Origin of the sequence: Thalassomonas actiniarum, from assembly GCF_000948975.2 — a bacterium.
GTDB lineage: Bacteria > Pseudomonadota > Gammaproteobacteria > Enterobacterales > Alteromonadaceae > Thalassomonas > Thalassomonas actiniarum.
The window spans coordinates 5,171,322-5,190,524 of the sequence record NZ_CP059735.1 but is presented as its reverse complement, the minus strand read 5'-3'; the positions used below and the strand labels follow the sequence as shown (position 1 = coordinate 5,190,524).

Annotated in this window: 25 protein-coding genes; 5 read left to right on the top strand and 20 right to left on the bottom strand. The window is 46.9% G+C overall.

Annotated features, from left to right (window positions below; all coding sequences use genetic code 11):
* Window positions 1-171: 171 nt before the first annotated feature.
* The gene (locus SG35_RS22740; RefSeq protein WP_044830421.1) at window positions 172-810 is read right to left on the bottom strand and encodes a hypothetical protein; all 639 of its coding nucleotides are present in this window, start codon (window positions 808-810) and stop codon (window positions 172-174) included.
* A gap of 231 nt (window positions 811-1,041) precedes the next feature.
* On the opposite strand from SG35_RS22740, the gene SG35_RS22735 reads away from it, so the two are divergent.
* Together SG35_RS22735 and SG35_RS22730 are read left to right on the top strand one after the other, a co-directional pair.
* Window positions 1,042-1,677 carry a hypothetical protein gene (locus tag SG35_RS22735; protein ID WP_044830420.1) on the top strand — a complete coding sequence of 212 codons (636 nt, stop codon included), beginning with the start codon at window positions 1,042-1,044 and terminating at the stop codon, window positions 1,675-1,677.
* A gap of 89 nt (window positions 1,678-1,766) precedes the next feature.
* A complete protein-coding gene (locus tag SG35_RS22730) occupies window positions 1,767-2,912 on the top strand; it encodes a hypothetical protein (protein ID WP_044830419.1) in 1,146 nt (381 codons plus the stop codon).
* A 91-nt stretch (window positions 2,913-3,003) separates the two neighbouring features.
* Here SG35_RS22730 and SG35_RS22725 read toward each other — a convergent pair whose 3' ends face one another.
* Window positions 3,004-3,669 carry an EAL domain-containing protein gene (locus SG35_RS22725; protein ID WP_044830418.1) on the bottom strand — a complete coding sequence of 222 codons (666 nt, stop codon included), beginning with the start codon at window positions 3,667-3,669 and terminating at the stop codon, window positions 3,004-3,006.
* Between the two features lie 418 nt (window positions 3,670-4,087).
* Here SG35_RS22725 and SG35_RS22720 point away from each other — a divergent pair, with 418 nt between their 5' ends.
* From SG35_RS22720 to SG35_RS22710, 3 genes are all read left to right on the top strand, one after another.
* Window positions 4,088-5,077 carry a hypothetical protein gene (locus SG35_RS22720; protein WP_044830417.1) on the top strand — a complete coding sequence of 330 codons (990 nt, stop codon included), beginning with the start codon at window positions 4,088-4,090 and terminating at the stop codon, window positions 5,075-5,077.
* A 53-nt stretch (window positions 5,078-5,130) separates the two neighbouring features.
* Entirely contained in the window at window positions 5,131-5,694 is a 564-nt protein-coding gene (locus SG35_RS22715; protein WP_236702494.1) for a DUF2059 domain-containing protein, read from the top strand.
* A gap of 358 nt (window positions 5,695-6,052) precedes the next feature.
* On the top strand, window positions 6,053-6,556 hold the full coding sequence (locus SG35_RS22710; RefSeq protein WP_044830416.1) for an SRPBCC family protein: 504 nt from the start codon (window positions 6,053-6,055) through the stop codon (window positions 6,554-6,556).
* A 269-nt stretch (window positions 6,557-6,825) separates the two neighbouring features.
* On the opposite strand, the gene SG35_RS22705 is transcribed toward SG35_RS22710, so the two are convergent.
* From SG35_RS22705 to SG35_RS22620, 18 genes are all read right to left on the bottom strand, one after another.
* On the bottom strand, window positions 6,826-7,113 hold the full coding sequence (locus tag SG35_RS22705) for a hypothetical protein (RefSeq protein ID WP_044830415.1): 288 nt from the start codon (window positions 7,111-7,113) through the stop codon (window positions 6,826-6,828).
* Window positions 7,106-7,267, bottom strand: coding sequence for a hypothetical protein (locus SG35_RS22700; protein WP_160298202.1), 162 nt, complete (start codon window positions 7,265-7,267; stop codon window positions 7,106-7,108). Before SG35_RS22700 ends, SG35_RS22705 begins: the two co-directional genes overlap by 8 nt.
* A gap of 437 nt (window positions 7,268-7,704) precedes the next feature.
* Window positions 7,705-7,974, bottom strand: a complete 270-nt coding sequence (locus SG35_RS22695; protein WP_044830414.1) for a hypothetical protein — start codon at window positions 7,972-7,974, stop codon at window positions 7,705-7,707.
* 45 nt (window positions 7,975-8,019) lie between these two features.
* Window positions 8,020-8,145, bottom strand: coding sequence for a hypothetical protein (locus tag SG35_RS22690; RefSeq protein ID WP_269082149.1), 126 nt, complete (start codon window positions 8,143-8,145; stop codon window positions 8,020-8,022).
* Window positions 8,145-8,330 carry a RebB family R body protein gene (locus SG35_RS22685; protein ID WP_152646438.1) on the bottom strand — a complete coding sequence of 62 codons (186 nt, stop codon included), beginning with the start codon at window positions 8,328-8,330 and terminating at the stop codon, window positions 8,145-8,147. Before SG35_RS22685 ends, SG35_RS22690 begins: the two co-directional genes overlap by 1 nt.
* A 95-nt stretch (window positions 8,331-8,425) precedes the next feature.
* A complete protein-coding gene (locus tag SG35_RS22680; protein ID WP_044830412.1) occupies window positions 8,426-8,692 on the bottom strand; it encodes a RebB family R body protein in 267 nt (88 codons plus the stop codon).
* A gap of 52 nt (window positions 8,693-8,744) precedes the next feature.
* Window positions 8,745-9,005 carry a hypothetical protein gene (locus SG35_RS22675; protein WP_044830411.1) on the bottom strand — a complete coding sequence of 87 codons (261 nt, stop codon included), beginning with the start codon at window positions 9,003-9,005 and terminating at the stop codon, window positions 8,745-8,747.
* Window positions 9,002-9,406, bottom strand: coding sequence for a RebB family R body protein (locus tag SG35_RS22670; protein WP_044830565.1), 405 nt, complete (start codon window positions 9,404-9,406; stop codon window positions 9,002-9,004). The genes SG35_RS22675 and SG35_RS22670 overlap by 4 nt, the downstream gene beginning before the upstream one ends.
* Window positions 9,407-9,865: 459 nt before the next feature.
* Window positions 9,866-10,156 (bottom strand): hypothetical protein, encoded by a 291-nt coding sequence (locus tag SG35_RS22665; RefSeq protein WP_044830410.1) that lies wholly within the window; start codon window positions 10,154-10,156, stop codon window positions 9,866-9,868.
* 122 nt (window positions 10,157-10,278) lie between these two features.
* On the bottom strand, window positions 10,279-10,542 hold the full coding sequence (locus SG35_RS22660) for a RebB family R body protein (RefSeq protein ID WP_044830409.1): 264 nt from the start codon (window positions 10,540-10,542) through the stop codon (window positions 10,279-10,281).
* Window positions 10,543-10,612: 70 nt separating this feature from the next.
* Complete coding sequence (locus SG35_RS22655) at window positions 10,613-10,873, bottom strand: RebB family R body protein (protein ID WP_044830408.1); 261 nt, start codon at window positions 10,871-10,873, stop codon at window positions 10,613-10,615.
* 68 nt (window positions 10,874-10,941) lie between these two features.
* Window positions 10,942-11,202, bottom strand: coding sequence for a RebB family R body protein (locus tag SG35_RS22650; RefSeq protein ID WP_044830407.1), 261 nt, complete (start codon window positions 11,200-11,202; stop codon window positions 10,942-10,944).
* 141 nt (window positions 11,203-11,343) lie between these two features.
* Entirely contained in the window at window positions 11,344-11,604 is a 261-nt protein-coding gene (locus SG35_RS22645; RefSeq protein WP_044830406.1) for a RebB family R body protein, read from the bottom strand.
* A 104-nt stretch (window positions 11,605-11,708) separates the two neighbouring features.
* Window positions 11,709-11,930, bottom strand: coding sequence for a RebB family R body protein (locus SG35_RS22640; protein ID WP_084692416.1), 222 nt, complete (start codon window positions 11,928-11,930; stop codon window positions 11,709-11,711).
* A gap of 225 nt (window positions 11,931-12,155) precedes the next feature.
* Window positions 12,156-13,676 carry an AraC family transcriptional regulator gene (locus tag SG35_RS22635; RefSeq protein ID WP_044830405.1) on the bottom strand — a complete coding sequence of 507 codons (1,521 nt, stop codon included), beginning with the start codon at window positions 13,674-13,676 and terminating at the stop codon, window positions 12,156-12,158.
* A gap of 709 nt (window positions 13,677-14,385) precedes the next feature.
* The gene (locus SG35_RS22630; protein WP_274055245.1) at window positions 14,386-15,816 is read right to left on the bottom strand and encodes an AraC family transcriptional regulator; all 1,431 of its coding nucleotides are present in this window, start codon (window positions 15,814-15,816) and stop codon (window positions 14,386-14,388) included.
* Between the two features lie 867 nt (window positions 15,817-16,683).
* On the bottom strand, window positions 16,684-17,883 hold the full coding sequence (locus SG35_RS22625; protein WP_044830402.1) for a DUF4785 domain-containing protein: 1,200 nt from the start codon (window positions 17,881-17,883) through the stop codon (window positions 16,684-16,686).
* Between the two features lie 9 nt (window positions 17,884-17,892).
* Window positions 17,893-18,750, bottom strand: a complete 858-nt coding sequence (locus SG35_RS22620; protein WP_044830401.1) for a lipase family protein — start codon at window positions 18,748-18,750, stop codon at window positions 17,893-17,895.
* Window positions 18,751-19,203: the final 453 nt, after the last annotated feature.

Genomic DNA, 19,203 nt, shown 5'->3' with positions numbered 1-19,203 from the left:
GCCGGGGGGAGTTGCGAAAGCTCCTACCCGGGTTATTACTCTTCTCTGTTTTAATTATCCCGACAAAAGCTTAGGGCATGATAGCAATATTTTAATTTTTATGGTTTTAGTCGTAGCGAGTGAGGAGCTGATTTAAACATTTCCTCACTGCGGACATGATGATGGCAAAGATTATTGACCGGTGGCTTTTGTGTTGCTTTCAACCTTACTGCTACCGTCGTTAATAATGACTTTAGTGTCGCCAACGGCAAACTCGGTGGACTTAGGTTTATTCATCTGCTGGGTCATCTTAGTGTTCATTTCTTTGATTAATTCGAAGAATTCCTTGGTTGACTCCTGCAGCACATTAAATTGCCTGGCGTGCTCGGTGATTTCCTGATTTTTCATTCTTTCTTCCAGAGTCATCCTGGCCAGGGTGACGTCTTTTTCATGCTGGTAATGCTGGTAATGCTGGTTGCGTTCTTTACGTTCGTTCTCCCTGTCCTTGATGGTGGGATCTTCTTCTTTGCCTGCGGAAGCATCGCGGATCACCATGATCAGGGCCATCACCACAGGGGCTATCATGCCGACTACCGGAGTAAATGCTGCTTCGCTGAGAAAGAAACCTGAAAAGCAGGTGATAAGCACCAAGACTACCGTGGTTGGCATTGCCCACTGGCCGACGATGACGGCAACCCGGTTGCTTGTTGGTGAGTCACTATTTTCCTGATCGCTTATTTCGATAAATTCATAATCTTCAAGATTGAGTTTTTTCTTGTTACCGGCATTGTCTGGCGTTGTTGCTGATGCTCTTGAATTATCCATTTTCATTGCTGCTCCTTTTTTCAAACTTGTTTATAACTGCCATTAAAGGTCAGTCCACTATCAAGTTAACGGGCGGCAGGGGGCACAGACTAGGGCGAATAAGCTAAAAGGCAGAGGAGCTTTTTGTCGGTATTTTTTATGCCGCTAAAGGGGATTTTTTTCGTAGGAACCGCCGAGTCCTGATAATCGTCCTTTGCTATTTTACAGGTTCCATTTTTTTACCGGTAGCCCATCTTTATGAATGCATACAACTTTTTGTCCTTTGTTCAAAATGAATATGACTTTGCCCGTGCCAATGGCATCTTGTCTGAAATTAACCTGAAAAATTGCTGGAAGCACTGGATGACAGCAGAGTTGGTGCATGTGTTTAATCAGGCTGATGCGCCTTTTGAGCTGCAAACGGATGTTTATTACCCGGCAATAAAAAGCCCGGCAGTTAAGCAAAACGACCAGGAAAGTGCGGAGTTTCTGCGTTACCAAAATGGTAAAACACCGGAGGCGGTAACAGAAAAGCGCCTGGCATCCAGGTGTGATTTTTCGGTGAAAATGCCGGATGGCGAGTCTTATTTTGAGATCCGCTGTGGCAATAAAAGTGTCTTTTCCAAAAGCAAAGACCTGCTTAAGGTTGAGTCGGATATGTTGCGTATAGAAGCGATGAAAAAGGCTAACCCGGGCCTGAATATTACCGTAGTCTTTGCCTTTTTCGGCGCTTTTGAAAATAAGGAAATTGAAGCCTTTAAAGCGCTGGACAACAGCAGCCGGTGCAGCTATTTGCTCGATTCGGCCTTAAGGGGCAGCAGCAGTATTTCCAGGTTGTGCCAGATGCAAAGAGCCGGTAAACCAAGGTTATGCCTGGCGGCCTATTCGGTGTAAATGCCGGTCAAACTTCCATGGGAAAAGCCGAGTCAGGGACAGGCGTTTCCCCCATAGTTTCATTTTATTTATCGTAAAAGGAAACTATTGTGGCAAATATGCGTAAGGTATTGGTTCAAATAGGTTTATGTATTGTTTTTTTACAGCCTTATAAAATTTTTGGCTATCAACAGCCGCCAGCGGCAGAGGCAGGCGACTTGACTAAAAGCAGTGAAGTTCAGCTTGGCGTAACAACCAGCTACCAGGGAACAAATAAGGCGGGGGTTAACAGTGAAGCCTTATATTCCCTTGACCTTGAGCTGGAGCACCATTTCGATAATTTCGGCGTTTTGCTCTGGCTGGAGCACAGCAGCGACCCTAAGGTAAATGGGGTGAGTGCTAATTTTGAAAATGCCAACAGTGATGCCGGTACTACCTCGGGCAAAGTCAAAGGGGATATAACCACCGGACGCAGCCAGATTTCAGCCTTTTATTTTTTCGGTGATCAGGATGCCCTGGGGGAGTCCGGCTGGCAATTTGGCCTGATGGAAGTTTCAACCCTGATCGACAGCAGTGAAATTGCCAATGATGAAGTCAGCCAGTTCCTCTCTGCCGGTTTGGTAAATAACAGTACCATAGCGTTTCCCGATTATGCCCTGTCCGGCCGGCTTCAGGATTTGAGTGCCTTTGATAGCTTAGGTTACCGCCTGGTGCTGAGCAGCGCCGCCGGTCTTGCCGAAAATAACGGCAACTACAGCGATTTATTGTCCTTAAAGCCCGGCAGTAAAGGGGTTTTTGCGGCAGCCGAACTGGTACATCGCGGCCACAGCCACCAGGCGGGATTGGGCTACTGGAAAAACAGCGCCGACGATGTGCAAGCTTACGGGGTTTACCTCAGCCTGGATTATCTGGGTCCGTACGGGGATATCAATGTGCGTTACGGCCAGGCTTCGTCATTGTTAGATGTAGCGCAAAAGCCGGATACCGCCTGGCCCAGCCAATTCGTCTCTCTGAGCTTTGAAACGAAAGTGAATACCGGTGCGCTAAATCCCGGGGTTTTAGGTTACGGCATGAGTTTTACCCGCTTCGACGGGGCCCACCACCAGATCCAGCGCGAATGGGAGGTTTACTACCGGCTGCCGCTTTACAAAAATATCTATTTTACGCCATCTATTCAGCGGCGGAATCTGATTGATGGCGACACGGGGCAGCAAAATTACTGGTTGCCGACAATACGCCTGGAAGTGTATTTATAACAACGTCTTCATCTATCCCCGATAAAAGCGAAACCAGCAAAAGTGTCCGTTCAACCCCGGTGCTTTTGCTGCTTTTTTGAGCTTTGAGTTTTTATTCAATCATTTGCGGTTTGCCGAAATAATAGCCCTGGACATAATCGGCGCCAAGCCATTGGCTTAACTGGTATTGTTCCCTGGTTTCCACGCCTTCGATAATGACTTCTTTTTGCCAGTGATGGAACAGGCTGATCAGTTGTTTTAACTGCATACGCCTGCTTTGCTGGCGGTTATCGGCCTGAATAAAAGCCTGGTCAAGTTTGACTATCTGGGGGGAAAACTCCAGCAGCCGGTAAAAATTGGAATAGCCATAACCAAAATCATCAATGGCGAGCTGGCAGCCACTTTTGCGTATGCACTTTAAAGCGGCAAGCATATCTTCAGGTTTTGTGCTGAGTTCGCCTTCGGTTATTTCTATCACTAACGGGTAATGCGGCGGCCGGTGCAGTGCCTTGACCGCCTCCATTGCCTGGGAGGATGCCAGTTGCTGGGGCAGCAGGTTGATAAAAAGTTTTTGCCCCCGGGAGCGGATTTTATCTGCCAGATCCAACTCTCGTAAGTTAGTGATAAGTTCTTGATGATGCTGGTGAAAAAGTTGCGGTTCCTGGTTGAAGTCTTGCAGGTTTAAGTGACCGCATTGCCTGAGTAATACCTCGTAACTGACCACGGCTGCAGAAGCCGGATGAAAAATGGGCATTTTGGCAAAATGAATACAGGGCATAGTAAAAATCCTTCTGGTGAGGGAGCAGGAAAGAGCGCAACTAATAGCTGCGGACAGGCTGTGGCCATTTAAAAATGTTTCTGCCGGGTGTTAACGCCTTTGCTGGTAAGCGTTTATCAGCAATGAATAGTAAGTGAGGTCAATATAATGAAGTCAGGGAAAACTAACTTGGGGGAAAGCAGGTGATAAAGCCGGGAATTTTACGATCTGAGTTTGTTGAGGCATTTTTTTCATCCCGGCATGAAGGGAAATTTATCTATTTTTTGCAAAAAACAACACTGCTTTGTTTACCTTGAAAATGTCATACAAAAAGGTAAACTTGCCCGAAAAATTAAGCAGATATCATATCTCGACGTCGCTGCAAAATGCTGTTGTTAACCATCGGTGTTAAGCATGAAAAATACGCAGGAAAAATTTAATGAAGAATATAGTGTTCATATTGTTGTCTCTGTTGGTTGTCGGCTGTACATCAACTTTGACTTTAGATGTAAAGCCGGAGCTGGTAAGGAAATTCAGGCATGACCCTAAGCCTACAGAGTCAGAAACCCATGTTTATGTGATCAGGGGACCGGCCTGGGCGGGAAGTGCCCACGGCCTGGAAGTTGGCGTCGGAGATAGACTGGTGTCCTATCTGAGAAGTGGAACTTATGATTTGATCAGAATGGGCTCAGGATTTAATACTTTATATTTATCACAATTTGGTGAGACATTTCACTTTAAACGGATAGACAACAGGAAAGGTGAAACATTATTTTTCTATTTTAATCCCATAACCTTAGAATTCAACGAAGTAAGGCCTGCGTTGGGTAAGTCACTGGTGATGCAAACTAAGCTAACTCCTAAAGTGCCCTCACGAGATCAGGCGGAGTATTACCCCAATGCCTTAATGAACCCTTCGGTAGCGGGAATGAAACTGAAGTCACAAACGAAAGTGCTCGAAAAGAAAGCGAGTAAAGATTTTGCCCTGTTAAATATTGCCAGGCCCAGCACTGTGTTGAAAGAATTTGAACTGGCTATCTGGTCGGATGGCAAGTTACTCGAGGTTGTTGGCGGGGAAGATGTTAGTCAGATTTTGCTTCCGGAAGGAAAGCATACGCTTTATACCTATATAAATGGTTTTTCGCCGTTAGAAATTGAAGTTGAGAAAGGGAAAACTTATTACGCGAAAGTTGAAATTGAAGAGCGGCCGTTTAAGCTGATTTCCAGATGGACTGCTTTTAATGGCGAAGATCTACACCGTTTCTATGATATCGAGTTTTCTGGATTATCTTCTGTAGAAATTGACCCGGAACAACTTAACAATTCTGCTAACCGCTACAGAATTGAGCAAGCTGAAACGTATTTTAAATTGAACGCAGAAAAACCCAGATACCCTAAAGTTGTTATTTCAGCAGATATGGGCATTTAAAGTAAGCCCATAGCTAGTGGTATTTATTTTAAAGGTGGGTTGGACAATTACGGGTGGCCAAAATAGTGGTTACCGGCATCAGGCAATGCTTGGCCATCCAATTCGTCGGAATTATATTAATTAAGGAAAATCAAAAAATGAATAAAGTGTTTTTATCAGCCACTTTCGCGCTGGCCATGTTTGCCTATCCGGTAAATGCCGAATCTCCAAGTAAGAAGGCAGCTATTGAAGAGGTGTTTGTCGTGATGGGGATGGACAAGCAAATCTATGGCGGTTTTGAAGCCATGATGCTGACGGTTGATCAGCAGGCAGCCCGTCTTCAGCTCAATGGAGAAGAAACAGAAGAGCTTAAGAATATATACAGAAACTGGTTCGAACATGATATCGACCGGGTAAAAATTAAAGCTGAAATGGTTGAACTGTATGCCCAGACTTTTAGCGAAAAAGAAATAGCTGAGCTGCTCACCTTTTATAAATCGCCAACAGGTCAGAAGTTGTTGGAAAAGTCTCCGGAGCTGATGAAGCTCGGGGCACAAATTGGTATGAAAGAAGGGCAGTTAAAGCAGCATCTGTTAATAGAAAGAGTACAACCTTTTATCGAAAAACATACTAAATAACACCTCTATATCAAGGCCATTAACTACGCACTGACATGCTTGTTAAAAAAGACCATGAGACTGTTGTTTTAATTTATCTGATGGTCTTGGTTAATGGCTGGTTCAAGATTAGCTTGTCGAAAAATAAGCCATACTCAATATTTGGCTGTTCAGGTCAACTCAGTCACAACTCGTCTTAAGAAAATACTGCAACAGCCGAAGGCTGATATAGCTAAAATTTCACTTACCCGGCAACCAGCCCAGTAACGGTTGTCTGGTGTTTGTTCTTATTTGTCAGGCCCAATTGTCTCCTGACATAATGTTGTCAGGAGTGGTGTGGGATACTTAAAAATATAATAAACGAACATATGAGAGTATCATGGAACATCGAGTTGAGTCTGCAGTAAAAATCAACGCAACTGCCGAAAAAGTATGGGAAATATTGGATGACTTCGGCGCTGTTGAAAAGTTTAGTTTCGGTTTGCAAAAGTCACCGATCATAGGTGACAAACATTCGGGCTTGGGAGCCAAAAGACATTGTGTTTTTCATGACAACAGCAGCGTAAATGAAGAAATCGTCGAGTACCAGGAGAACAAAAGTTTTAAGGTGGTGCTGAGTGAATTTTCAATGCCGATGGAAAGTATGTATGCCGGTTTTAAGGTTGAAAAGATCAGTGATACCAGCTGTGAAGTGTCAATGCACATGGACTTTGTTGTCAAGTTCGGCCCGCTTGGCGCGTTAATGGGCATGGCGATGATGCGCCCTATGATGAAAGGGGTCCAGAAAAAAATGCTTTCCGGTTTGGCCTACCATGCCTTTACCGGCAAAACTATCGGCAGTAAGCTGCCGCCAAGTGCAGAGTTGGCTCCGGCGCTGGCCTGATAGAGCGGGGCACAGGTAAGCATTAGGCCGTGGTTAGTTACGGCTAAATGCGGTTGCTGAATATGCCTGCTATTGTTGGGCTTGTGTCAATTCTTGGCTCTCCAGTCCTTTTGTTACTTGGGGGGCAGTCGTTAAAATGCGCTAACAGGAAGGCGATTCCTCCCAGGGTTGCATTTAATATCGGGCGGGTCACTGGCTGAGCTGAAACGCTTATTGCCGTTAACCCGCCCGGCTTTTGCTCCGTTTACGCCATAATCAATCTTACGTCGTTAACATGACTTCTTGCGGCTAAGCACTCTCCAGGATTCTTGCATCTCGCCTATTTTCTCCCGGTAGCCGATAACCTGATATTTGAGCCAATAGCACAGGTGTCTGATACCTTCACTGGTGTGCTCCGTGATGCATTCGGGCTCGCGGGTAATCGCTGAAAATGCATCGAACAGGAAGGCGCATTCTTCACTGAATTTGCTAAAGTCTTCACGCAGGTTGGCAAAATCGTTCGACAGTTGTTCCCTTTTGATTGCATCCTCCGTGAGTGGTAGGTTTGATTCAGACATGACGGTTTCCTCCCTTGCCGGTTAACGGCGTATAGTTACTGGCATAAGCCGATGGTGGCTGCCTGACGGTGGGGGTTGGCATATTTTCTGTTAAACTTTCTGTTAGGTAAGCTTTAACCGAGTGAAACTCTGGCATATCATTAGATTTAGCCATAATGGATACTCCGTTTATCTGTTGTGGTTAGCTGTCTCTGAGTGCTCCTACACTTAGGGGCAGCGCTTGGTTTATCTGCAGGTTCTCTTCTTTAAACACCTCCGCTGACAGGGAATTCACCTGTTAGTGATAGTACAAAATACCGGAAAAATCCCCCTGGGTTGGCATTTAATATTTATGTCAATTGCCCGCACTGTATCGATAGCAGTACGAAAATATCAACTTCATGAAATATAAGAATAAAAGCAGGTGTTTTAGGGCGGCAACAGTCAACGAAAGCATAGCCATAAATTGACAGGTAAGGGGGGATGTTCAGGCTAAATGTTGGTTATTTTTTTATCTTTGGACGGCTAAAAAAATTCCCGAACGGAGAAAGAACGTAACTTTATGATATTTAATCATTAAGCCTTTATGGTTAACCGTTTTCCTTAAGCGGGTTAACTTGGGTAATCCTTAAGGATCTGGGCCGACTTTTGGCCGATGTCGGCATAGCTTTCCGCACCTTTCACCATGACCTTTTGTGCTTCTTCTATCACCTTGCTGTATTTGGGATCGCCGGTGGCCAATAGTTGCGACAGGGCGACACCTATCGCCGTGGTGGTGATGGTGCTGAGGTTACGCAGATTGTCGGAGGCATCCTGGATGGCGATAGCCGTGGATTGCGCCACCGATTGTTGGGCTTTGGCAAAGGCTTGGTTATCAGACATGGCAACAGCCCCGGATTACGGTGATAACGGAGAGTCCTAACACGATTAGCCGCCTCCCTGTGCCAGGATCAACGCGCAGGAAGAAGAAACCGAAGCATTGGTTACGGTTTGCATGCTTTGCTGAATACAGCGGTTATATGGCGCGTTTTGCATTGTCTTTATGATTAACATTAGCTGCCTCCCTGTGCCAGGATTAATGCGCAGGAGGAAGAAACCGAAGCATTGGTTACGGTTTGCATGCTTTGCTGTATTGTGATGGCGTTTTGCATCAGTAACCCCACGGTATCGGCCATGCTGGCTTCGCTGAGCTGGCTGATGATTTCATTGACCTCTTGCATGTCCTGTTCAGGCATCATAATCCCTTAGTTTTTATTGTTGTTTTGCTTTTCGTTAAAGAAAACAGATACCCGGTATTAAGGTATCTGTTTGTGTTTACGCTAATTAAATAGCCTTAATCTTTTTCGATAACACCTTCAGCGGCGCGGCCGAGCACGGCACTGCCGATGGCAGTCAGGGAGTTAATGCCCTGAACCGTTGCTGATTGCATGGTAATGCCGGCCTGCTGCTGGGCCGAAGTGGCGTTAAGGCTGGCATTGGAAATCGCCAGTCCCATGCTGGTGTATAAGTTGCCCATTGCCATGGCCGGGGCCTCGGCGACAACCTTGGTATTAACCTGGGTTAGTGAATCGGTAATTTGCTCGTTTACGGTAGTAGCCATATGGTCTTCCTTTTGTTGTGGTTGAATTTTATCTCGGTCTCAGGCACCGGTATTAACCTGTGCCCTGGTTGATGTTTTCCATTTGTTGATTAATCGCCGTCATAGATTTTTCCAGCTGTTCCTGAACACTGGCCATTAACTCTTCCACCTGGGTATTGATCTCGGTGGCCTGTTCAAAGGGTTTGAAGGCGTCCATGGTTTTTTGGGTGGCATCGATCAGTTCCTGGGTCTTTTCCTGCTGTTGCTCGGTAAAGGCCACTATCTTGCTCAGCGGGTCGTCACTGCCTGATGACGAAGAGCTTTCGTTGGTCATTGCTGCTCTCCTTTGGCATTGTCAGTGCTTTGCGCCTCCTGCGCCGGTTTTTCCTCGTTGTTTTTGCCTTTTAGAAAGTTAAAGACGTTAAGCCGTCTTCTTTTTTTTTCCGGGGCGGTCTGTTCATCGTCTGATGCAGCTTCGGCATCTGCCTCCGGCTCCTGTTTTTTCGCGGCTACCGGGGTAGCGACTTGCAGCAGGCGTGCGCAGGCATTGGTGATCGAAGCCGATGTCGTCATTTGCGAGCTTTGCTGGTTGGTTATGGCATTGTGCATCGACAAACCTAAGGTTTCGGCAAAGGTTGTTTCCACCAGTCCGGTGGGTTGGGCAGAAAAAGATGGTGCAGACGACTGGGGTCTTTTCTCTTCAGGCTCTGCGGTGTTGCTTGCGGTATCACTCATATTTTGCTCCTCCATGTGTGTTTCCTCAACGAGCAGCCAAAGCGGGTCGTCACCGGAATAATTGATGCCCAGAATAAGGAATAGCGGGGGAAATTAATCGGTGGATTTACTGTCAAACTCAGGCAAATCTATGGAGTGAAAAAGTAAACTATCGGCGGTTTTCCGGTATTTCTATGATTTTTCCCTGATTGTTGGCTAAATATATGGTTTGAAAATGCTTTTATGACGAACTGCCTGGTTGCAAGCCGGACAAAGCGGGCATGGGAAATTTGAATTTATCTTGATATTTTGTGATGCCAGGTGGCAAAACAAGCGGGGAAAAGCAGCCGGTATTTCAGTCATGGCTTCACCCGGGAAAGCTGCCAGTGGCGGTAAGCTCGCTGCTGGTAAGGGTAAATTTATGACTGAAATCTTGAAACTTGTTTGTCCGGCATCTTGCCTGTTGCTGGTAACGCCGACTTATTCGCTCTCATATAAAACGGTTGCAATTTTCTCCCCCACAGTGCTGAAGTTTTCTGCTCCGCGGGTCACGACGCTTTGCGCTTCCTTAATGATATTGCAGAACTTATCATCCCCGGTTTCGATATACTGTGACAGGGCAACACCTATGGCTGTGGTGCTTAAGGTATTGAGGTTGCGCAGGTTATCTGTGGCATCTGACAGGGCCAGCGCAGTAGACTGGGCGATGGACTGTTGCGCATTTTCAATCGCCGTTTGTGCCGGCTCAGGTATAGTATTTGTGTTGCTCATATTGATCCCACCAAACTGGTTGTTTACGTTAAAAGCTGATTGTTATTGTCTGTTATAAGGAGAAGCCTTTATTTGCCGGTAAAGGCGAAATAAAGGCTTGGTTGGGAAAACTTCCCGTCTACTTAGGCATCTTTTTCAATGATACCTTCAGCGCTGCGGCCGATCACTGAGCTGCCGATAGACATCAGGGAGTTAACGCCCTGTACTGTCGCCGCCTGCATAGTGATTTGCGCTTGTTGCTGGGCAGCTGTGGCGTTGTGGGCAGAGTTGCCTAATGCCTGGCTGGTAGACAGCAGCAGGTTACCTGTTGCCATTGCCGGCGTTTCGCCAACAACTTTAGTGTTAACCTGAGTAACTGAGTCTGTGATTTGTTCATTAACTGGCATAATATTTCCTTTACTATTTTAGATTGAAGTGTTGGGCAAGCAGGGCTTGCCCGTCAGACCAGGTCTAGCCTTAGTCTTTTTCGATAATGCCTTCAGCACTACGACCGATAACTGAGCCGCCGATAGACATTAATGAGTTAACACCTTGCACTGTTGCTGCCTGCATGGTGATTTGTGCCTGCTGCTGCGCTGCTGTGGCATTGTGCGCCGCATTACCTAATGCCTGGCTGGTAGACATCAGTAAGTTACCCATGGCCATCGCCGGAGTTTCACCTACAACTTTGGTGTTTACTTGTGTGACTGAGTCGGTAACCTGTTCATTTACTGGCATAATTTTTCCTTATTTTATCGTTGGTTGATTAGTTATACTTTCAGGGTATTCTGGGGATGAGTCGGGCATTAACCTTTCTCGATAATGCCTTCAGCACTGCGACCGACAACTGAGCCGCCGATTGACATCAATGAGTTAACACCTTGTACCGTAGCGGCCTGCATGGTGATTTGCGCTTGTTGCTGCGCAGCGGTGGCGTTATGAGCGGCATTGCCCAGTGCCTGGCTGGTAGCCATTAGCAGGTTACCCATGGCCATGGCCGGTGTTTCGCCGACAACTTTAGTGTTTACCTGAGTGACTGAATCAGTAATTTGCTCGTTAACTGGCATAATGTTTTCCTTGTTTTAACATCAAAGTAATTTGATTTTTTGCTATGAAATGCTCATCGCCGGGCGATGAATCTTTTGCCGACAAAAGCCGTGGCAGGTTGGCTAAAAAACCTGGCGGCGACCTTTGTCAGCGAAAGTCGATTAGCCTTTTTCCAGAATTTCTTCTGAACCACGGCCGACAACGGCGCTGCCGGTTGCCAATAAGGAGTTCACTCCCTGAACGGTGGCGGCTTGCATGACGATCTGACCTTGCTGGTTAGCGCCGGTGGCATTAAGCGCCGAAGTACCTAATGCTTGTCCGGTAGACATCAGCAGGTTACCTGTGGCCATAGCCGGTGTATCGCCGACAACCTGGGTATTTACCTGGGTAACTGAGTCTGTGATTTGATCGTTTACTGGCATAATATTCTCCTGTTTATTAACTGTTTTTTCTGGTGTTGCACTGACAACTTGCTGTTATTCAGGGCCTGATACCTGCGCCTTACCCTGCGGGCATCAGCCCGGAATTATTTTTTGGCATAAGCGGCGCCTAATGCCTGTAACATCCCGGCACATACCGATGTGCTGGTATTGATGATCATGTTGTGTTGCTGCTGGGCAAAGGTGGCATTATGGGCGGCGTTGCCCAGTGCCTGGGCCGTTGCCTGCACCAGCATAGATCTTGAAATTGCAGGAGCGTATTGACTGACAAGTGCGTTACATACATCGCTTGGTGACTGGTCACTCATATCCTTTTCTCCCTGTGTTTAAGATGGTGAAATGGTATAAGTTTGCTTTGGTGAGATATCGGCTTATCTTACGGATAAATGCTGTAAACCGGCTAAGTTACTTTATTTGCTTAAAAAAAGTTCGAATAACCCGGCGCTGGCCGGGTTATTTTTATGTTCAGGATGAACGGTATGTCTTGAGTTTATGGATGAACAGGAAAGACGATAGCTTGAGGGCGGACAAGTTTAATTTACCCCTGGCCTGGCCTGGGTGAGGGCGCTTTTAAAAGCCCTGGGGGTGCAGTCGGTAAAACGTTTGAAAGCTTTTTCAAAATGGCTGATATCGCCAAAACCGGACTTTTCGGCAACGTCACTGACCCTGGCCAGGGGGCTGCTGATAAACAATCGCCGGGCTTTTTCTATCTTCAGCTCGGTAATGATTTGCTTATAGCTGTTGTTGAGCTGGCTTTTAAACAGGGCGCAAAGGTGGGAAGCGCTGATGCCCAGCTTGTCCGCCAATTGCTGCAAGCTCGTTTGCGCACAATAATTATCGGCGATATAACACAGGGCTTTTTGCAGGGCAGGATGTAAATCGCTAAAGGCCTGGTGGTTTTTATTGATGAGCTGGATGATCAAGTCCGGCATTAACGGTGATTTTTCTCCCGGTCCTGAGCCGGTTTTATTCGCTGCGGACACCGCTTTGGCCGTGGCCTTGTCTGGCTCCGGCCTCATCTCCGGCGCACTGTGATGCAGGTCCGTCAACTGTATCGGGTTAGAGCCGGCTAAGGTTAATAAGCGGATAAGCACACGTTCGAGTTGTTGATAATTTCCCGGCCAGTGATAGCGGCAAAAGGCTTCTTTGACGGTCTCACTTAAGCTTTGCTCCGGATACAAGCGGTGGCGGTTCATTAACTTTTCTACTATTTCGGGAATATCCTGTTTTCTTTCATTTAAGGGGGCAAGCTGGATATTCAGGTAGTTAAAGTTGAGATAAAGCTGGCGTGAAAACTCCCCCGATATTACCTGGCGAGTCAGTGAACGGGTTGTCGAGATCAGAAACCTGATGTGCTGGTCGGTTTTATCGTTAACGGTTTGCTGTGCCTGTATTAGTTGTGTCAGCAGCAGTTGTTGCGGTAGCGGCAGTTCATCTATGGCGTGGAGAAAGAGGCTGCCGCCGCGTCCTTGTTCGAAGCAGCGCCTGATATTTTTTTCAAAGGCGCTCAGGCAGGGGGTTGAGCAGTCAATTTCAATAAAGGGCCGGTGTTTTAGCGTGCTGTTGTAGTGGATGGCGCTGGCGACGGAAAGCTTTTCACTGCCGAACTCTCCGCGGATGATCACCGGACAATGTGTGCTGGCGGCAATTTCAATAAAAGCGTCCAGCTTCAGGGTGTGATCGCTGTAAGGGGTGATATTGACGGTTTTTCCCAAATAATGATCGGATAAGGTTGTTGCCTGGTAACGTTTAATGATCAATGCCAGCTTTTTGGTGACGCAGCTGAATTTTTGCAGCTCACTCAGCGATAACGCTTGCGGCTGCACCAGGTGAAGCATACCTATGCTGGTGTTGTGATAAACGATCGGGAAGCTGGCGTAGACGGGCCGGCTTTCCCGGGAAGACGGCGGCAATACCCGGTTTTTTTGTGCAAGCATGCCGCAGGCATAAACCTCAACCCTGGCGCCTGTGATCTTGTTGGCAGCCAAGGTGGCATTGATATTCAGGGTAAGCAGATCCGGTATTTGACACGGAGTTTTTGGGGGCTGTTGCATTACTTTAGGCTCCTTGTATTTCTGGTTTTGGCCTTGAGTCCTTTTTTGGTGAAGGTTTGTAGCGAGGGGCTGGTGATTGCCTGACTCCCGGGACTTGTTATTGTTGTTTTTCGGGAATTTTGGCTTAATCCGGGCTGCGGTATTTTCCAGAGGTGCGAATGCTGTTGGCCGGAAAATGCCGTCAGTTTATGATGTTACGGATAATGGTAGGCTTTAAGTAACTTAGTGCTTTGTTGTGTGAAAGAGCAGTTGTCGAAGCGGTGAGGGTTGTTTGTTTGCAACAGTATGTCTGGCTGTTCAATAAGCCCTTGCACAAAATTTTCACCGGGTCGGTATAAAAATGGCAAGGGCTTTTTCTGCTTGCTGTTGCTGTTATCAGCAGGTAAATGTTTGATGATTGAATAAAGCATGTATATCTCGACTTTGTTGCTATCGATAAAGCAAGAATGCGCTTTCATGGTATTTTTACTAGTAAATAACGGACCAGATTTAGCACAAAAACGACGGCGGGCGGGAGAGAGTGTTATTAACTGTTAACAGATGTTCTTTTTTATGTCAGGGGCTTGTGCTTGTTGGGAAAATGCTTTAGTCCATTTCTGCCTGAGTCGGTTGTTATCGCGGGGCGTCGCCGGAGTTAATATCGGGGAGAGCGGTCGGTGTTGTCAGCGCCCCGGCCGTGAGCCGGCGGGGCGTGACTGGCCTGCTGGAGTTAAGTATTGCTGTTCTTATATTCTCTTGGCGTCATCTGGGTGTAACGTTTAAATATTTTTTCAAAGTGGCTTAAATCGCCAAAGCCGACATCAAGCGAAACATCGGTGATCCTGGCATGCGGGCTGCTGATAAAGATCTGCTTGGCCCGCTCGATTCTCAGCTCAGACACTATCTGTTTAAAACTTTGCTTTAAGTAGAACTTAAACAAATAAGATAAGTGGGAAGGACTGATAAAGGCATTTTGCGCCAGCTCGGGCAGGGAGATGCTGTTACAGTAGTTTTCCGCCAGGTATTTCAGGGCTTTTTGCAAACCGGTATGCAAGCGGGAAAACTGCTGATAGTCTTTATTGAGCAGGCAGGGGATTAGCTCAAACGGCAGGGTATCTGCGCTGCTTTTGGCGGTTAATGCTTGCGAAACCCGGTTGGTTAAAAGCTCAGGGGCATGCTTTTCCAGTTCGCTGCGATTTATCGGGTTGGCGGAGCTTAAGGTCATTAACCGGGCGACGACCCGTTCGAGCTCGGCATGGTTGCCCGGCCAGTGGTATTCCGACAGGATTTTTTTTACTTCATCGCAAAAACCCTGCTCTTCGAATAATTTATATTTCTCCAGCAACTTCTCCAGGATAAAGGGAATATCTTCCTTACGCTCATTCAGTGAGGGGATACGGATCGCCAGGAAATTGAACTTTTCATGCAAGTGTCGGGAGAATTCGTTATTTCTGATCATCTCGGTCAGATCCCGGGTGGTGGACACCATCAGGCGGACGTTGGTGACATTTTTAACTTTAATGCCAGATAAGCCGGGCTCGGTGCTGGCGGCCAGCAGCTCAGTTAACAGGTTTTGCTGCGGGAAAGAAAGTTCATCTATGCCGTGCAGGAAGATGCTGCCCCCCTGGGCTTTTTCGAAGCTGATGATAAGGTTACGCTGAAATTCTTCAGTGCTCGGGGTTGAGCAGTTGATTTCAATAAAAGGTTTATACCTTAGCTGGCTGTTATAGTGAATGGCGCTGGCGACAGAGAGCTTTTCACTGCCAAACTCGCCGTTGATGATCACCGGATAGGAGGTACTGGAGGCTTTTTCAATAAAAGCATCCAGTTTGAGCACGTGCTCGCTGTAGCCGGTTAATGACAAATCTTTGCCCAGGAAGCGGCTCGATAAGGTATTTGCCTGATGGCGTTTGATTAACAGGGCCAGTTTTTTGGTGATAAAAGGCAGGTGGCTTTCATCATATTCCTGGGCCTGTTGGGACTGGTGCAGGTGCAGATCGCCGATTTTGGTTCTTTGGTAGAGGATCGGATAGGAAATGCCTGGGTTTTTCAGGGTTTGTCGTCCTTGCCCGAAAGTAAAGTCCAGCGGGGTATCCGTCTGGGTGTGCAACTCTGTTTTATATAATTGAATTGCCGCATCTTTAAAATTTGCATTACTCAAAGTGGAGTTAATTTGTTGCATTAGAGGATGTTGGTTGGCGCAAGTGTTTCTTGTTGAAGAAAGTTCTAAAAAGTCAGGCATGAGTAAGGTTCCATTTATTACTACAATTAAATTGACGTCGAACAGGAGCAGATGGGTAACTTGGCGCCGGGATTAGCCGGGAGTTGACTGAATACTGCAAACAGACAGGTTGAGTTTGATGTCACCTTGTTTATTGTTTTAGTTGTTCACTATAAGTTATACATCTACTGCAATTCGGCACTGCAAAAACTAATGTCTAAATTAATTGATAACCAAGGGCATTAATCGGTCTAATGTATGGTTAAATCAGGCATTATTATGGGAGTCATTTTCTATGATGCCGGTTTCGTTCATTTGCATCTTTTAGCCATGTAAGCCTGTTATTTATCACTCATTCTTTTACTGCTTTTCCATTAATGGTGAGGGCTTAATCAATTAAGTTTGCCTCCTTTTTAGTCTGTGTTGTTGATGAAAAATTCATTTTATTCTTGCCTGGCTGAACCGGGAGTGTCCTTTGGGGACTTCTGTTTCGCTTGTTTGTAGGTGTTAACTTCCGTAAATCAGAGGGATAACCGTGATAAATCCGGGGGGGTTAAATTCTATCTCCCGGCACCTTATGCCTAAGCACAAGGAAAGCGTTTCCAGGCGATAGCATCACACTACCTTATTTAGTGCTTTTGGGGTATTACCATTTATTACTTTGGGCTTATTTTACCAATGTAAGTGTAAGGGATTTATTGGGAGGAAATAAGGAGATCAATGGCATCATGAAAAGTTTTCATTTTGCCATCAGCAGAAAACGGCTTAAGTTTTTAAGCCGTTATTTTTTCCGGTAGGGCTAAGCCCTTATTGCTGAGCCAAGAGGGCCATCCGGCTTTGATCCATCAGGCGCAGGTTTTCCACCTTGTACGGGGCTTTAACACCGGCATCCGCCAGGATAGCGGTATCAAAGTTTAGCGCGACTTTATGGCTGCCGGGCTCGAGGTAATAGGCGGAGCGGCTTAACATTACCCGGGTGAGCTGTCCGCGACTGTCGGTACCGGAAACCAGGGCACTGACTTCGTAGCGGCCTTCGCTGGCGACTTCTAAGGCGACCAGGGCCTGATCATTAAGCACCTCAGCTTCACCTGTCAGCTGTGCGGTTTGCCTGGCCACGGCAAAAGCAACTTTGCCGTTGCGTTTTATCCGGGTGCCGTTATCCGTGGCCTGGGAGCTCAGGTGTAGTTCATATAACTTTCCTAACGGCGCCGCTTCGAGTCCCTGCGGTACTTCCACCCGGTACTGACCGTCTTTTACCGTCAAGTTCACCGGCTGTTTTTCACCGGAAGGCAGTTTAATGAAGGCCTGATGAGAGCTGTCGGCTAATACCTGCTCACCGCGGTAGATACCGGCATTAAAGTGCAGGGTTTCACCGCTTAAGTAACTTTGCTTGGGCAGGGCCACTTGCAGTTTATGAGCCGAGTTTTTCTCTTTGACATTGATGATATAGCGCTGGTTATTATCCAGGGCCTGGGTCACTCTGAGGTTAAACTTGCCTGTTCCCAGCGTCTTGTTTAATTTTACCGCGCTGGAGTTGGGGAAGATATTGGCAGTGGCCAGTTGCTCTTGGCTGACCGACTGGCTAAAAGGGCTGCTTAGTTTGTTGTTATCTTTACTCAGCTCCAGATGTGCCGGATCTATCGATTGCATGGCACTGTCAATGGCGGTGCTTCTTTTGCCCGATAAACGGATCAGTGCCCCCGGTTGGCTGACGTTGACGGCTATGCCGCGATTGAGCTCTTTGCCGCTGACTTCGAACCAATATTCATCACTGCTGCTGTTATAGGCCTGCGGCGCCAGTTTCAGCTGGCTGTCGGCGCTGATTCTCTGGCTGTAATGTACTGCTTGTTGTTCTACTTTGTGCTCGGGTAAAGCGATAGTGACTAAGTCTTGTTCCGTTGTTTTTACGCTGTCGCCGATTTTCACTAAGGAAGAAGCACTCAGTTGCCCACAGAGCATGATGCTGGTTGCAGTTAACAGACCGATGGTTAATTTAGATAATTTCATTTTTGTCCCTTAGATATCGTTTCTTATTATTTTGTCCAGGCTAAAACAGGTGCGGCGGCTTTGCTGGTGGCTGAGCGGCTCCCTGCCGTCGGTTTTGTCTTTGTCTTTAAACCAGGTGGTGCCGGCGGCGCTTTGGGAAGAACAGTTTAAGAAGCCGTCGGAGCAGGAATCCAGCCAGTTTTGCGTGGTTTCCAGTGCGACCTGGTTTTGGTAACCGCCGCAGTAACTGTCGCTGTCCCAGATGGCCGAGTCGACATCTGAGCCTACCACGGATTTAAAGGTGGATGGCAGGCTCGGGCGTCCGCTGGTGCCGTAAAGCCAGGTATCGTTGTAATAAGCCATCCAGCTTTCTTGTTGCTGTATGACTGCATCCGAGTCGTAGCCCAATAACCAGCCCAGGGTGGACTCAAACACATTGCCTTGTATCGCCGCATCTGCAAGCGGAGTGCCGCCGCTGGAAGGGGCAAGGGCGATGGTTTTACTGATCTTGCTGATGATGCCGGGATAGCGGCTGTCGTAAGTGGGATTGGATAAGATCCAGCGGGCGACATTGCCGCCGTTGGAGTGGGTGACCAGGACCAGGTCGGTGATATTTTGCTGACTGATAAAGCTGTTGAGCTGGTCTGCCAGGCAGCCTGCGGCTTTTTCGTCCCACATGTATTGGTCAAAATCACAGTTGATCACTGTGTATTTGCTGGCATCGGCTAAGCCCTTGCTGACAGAATTAACAAAGTCCCCGGTCCAGTAGTCATTGTAGGCGTCTGTCTGGGAGCCTGTGCCGTGGACAAAGGCGAGTCCCTGGGTTGCATATACCGGACTGGAGGCCAGTAGGCAACCTATGATTGCTCCTGCTGTTTTTTTCAACATTGTCTTCCTCGTTGCATTTTCAATAATTTGTAATTGTTTGTTTTTATATGTTTTATTTTTATATTTGCCACAGGTTTGAGGTCAAACCTCTTACCTGTGGTGCTAGAGATTTTTAGCATTATTAAATGGCAACAACAAGGGAAATCTTGAACGTTTTTTGATCTGTTGTGGGTTGTTATTTGAGCGCGTGTATTAAGTATTCACTCTAATGTCTGGCCAGTTCATCAGTGACGGAAGGTGAAGAAATTTTATTTTTTGGCCCCTTGTTTGATTGCAGGAAAAAAACGGGCTGGATTTTTTTCCTGGCTGATATTTGCCGGGTGAAAATTTATACAGCTTTTCGGCCGGTAATTATTGCCGGGGCGGGGGATTATCGGAATTTTTGTAAAACCGTAATTTAAGGTTTTGTTTTAGCTGGTGAAATGGTATTCCTAATAACTAGCAACTATAGTG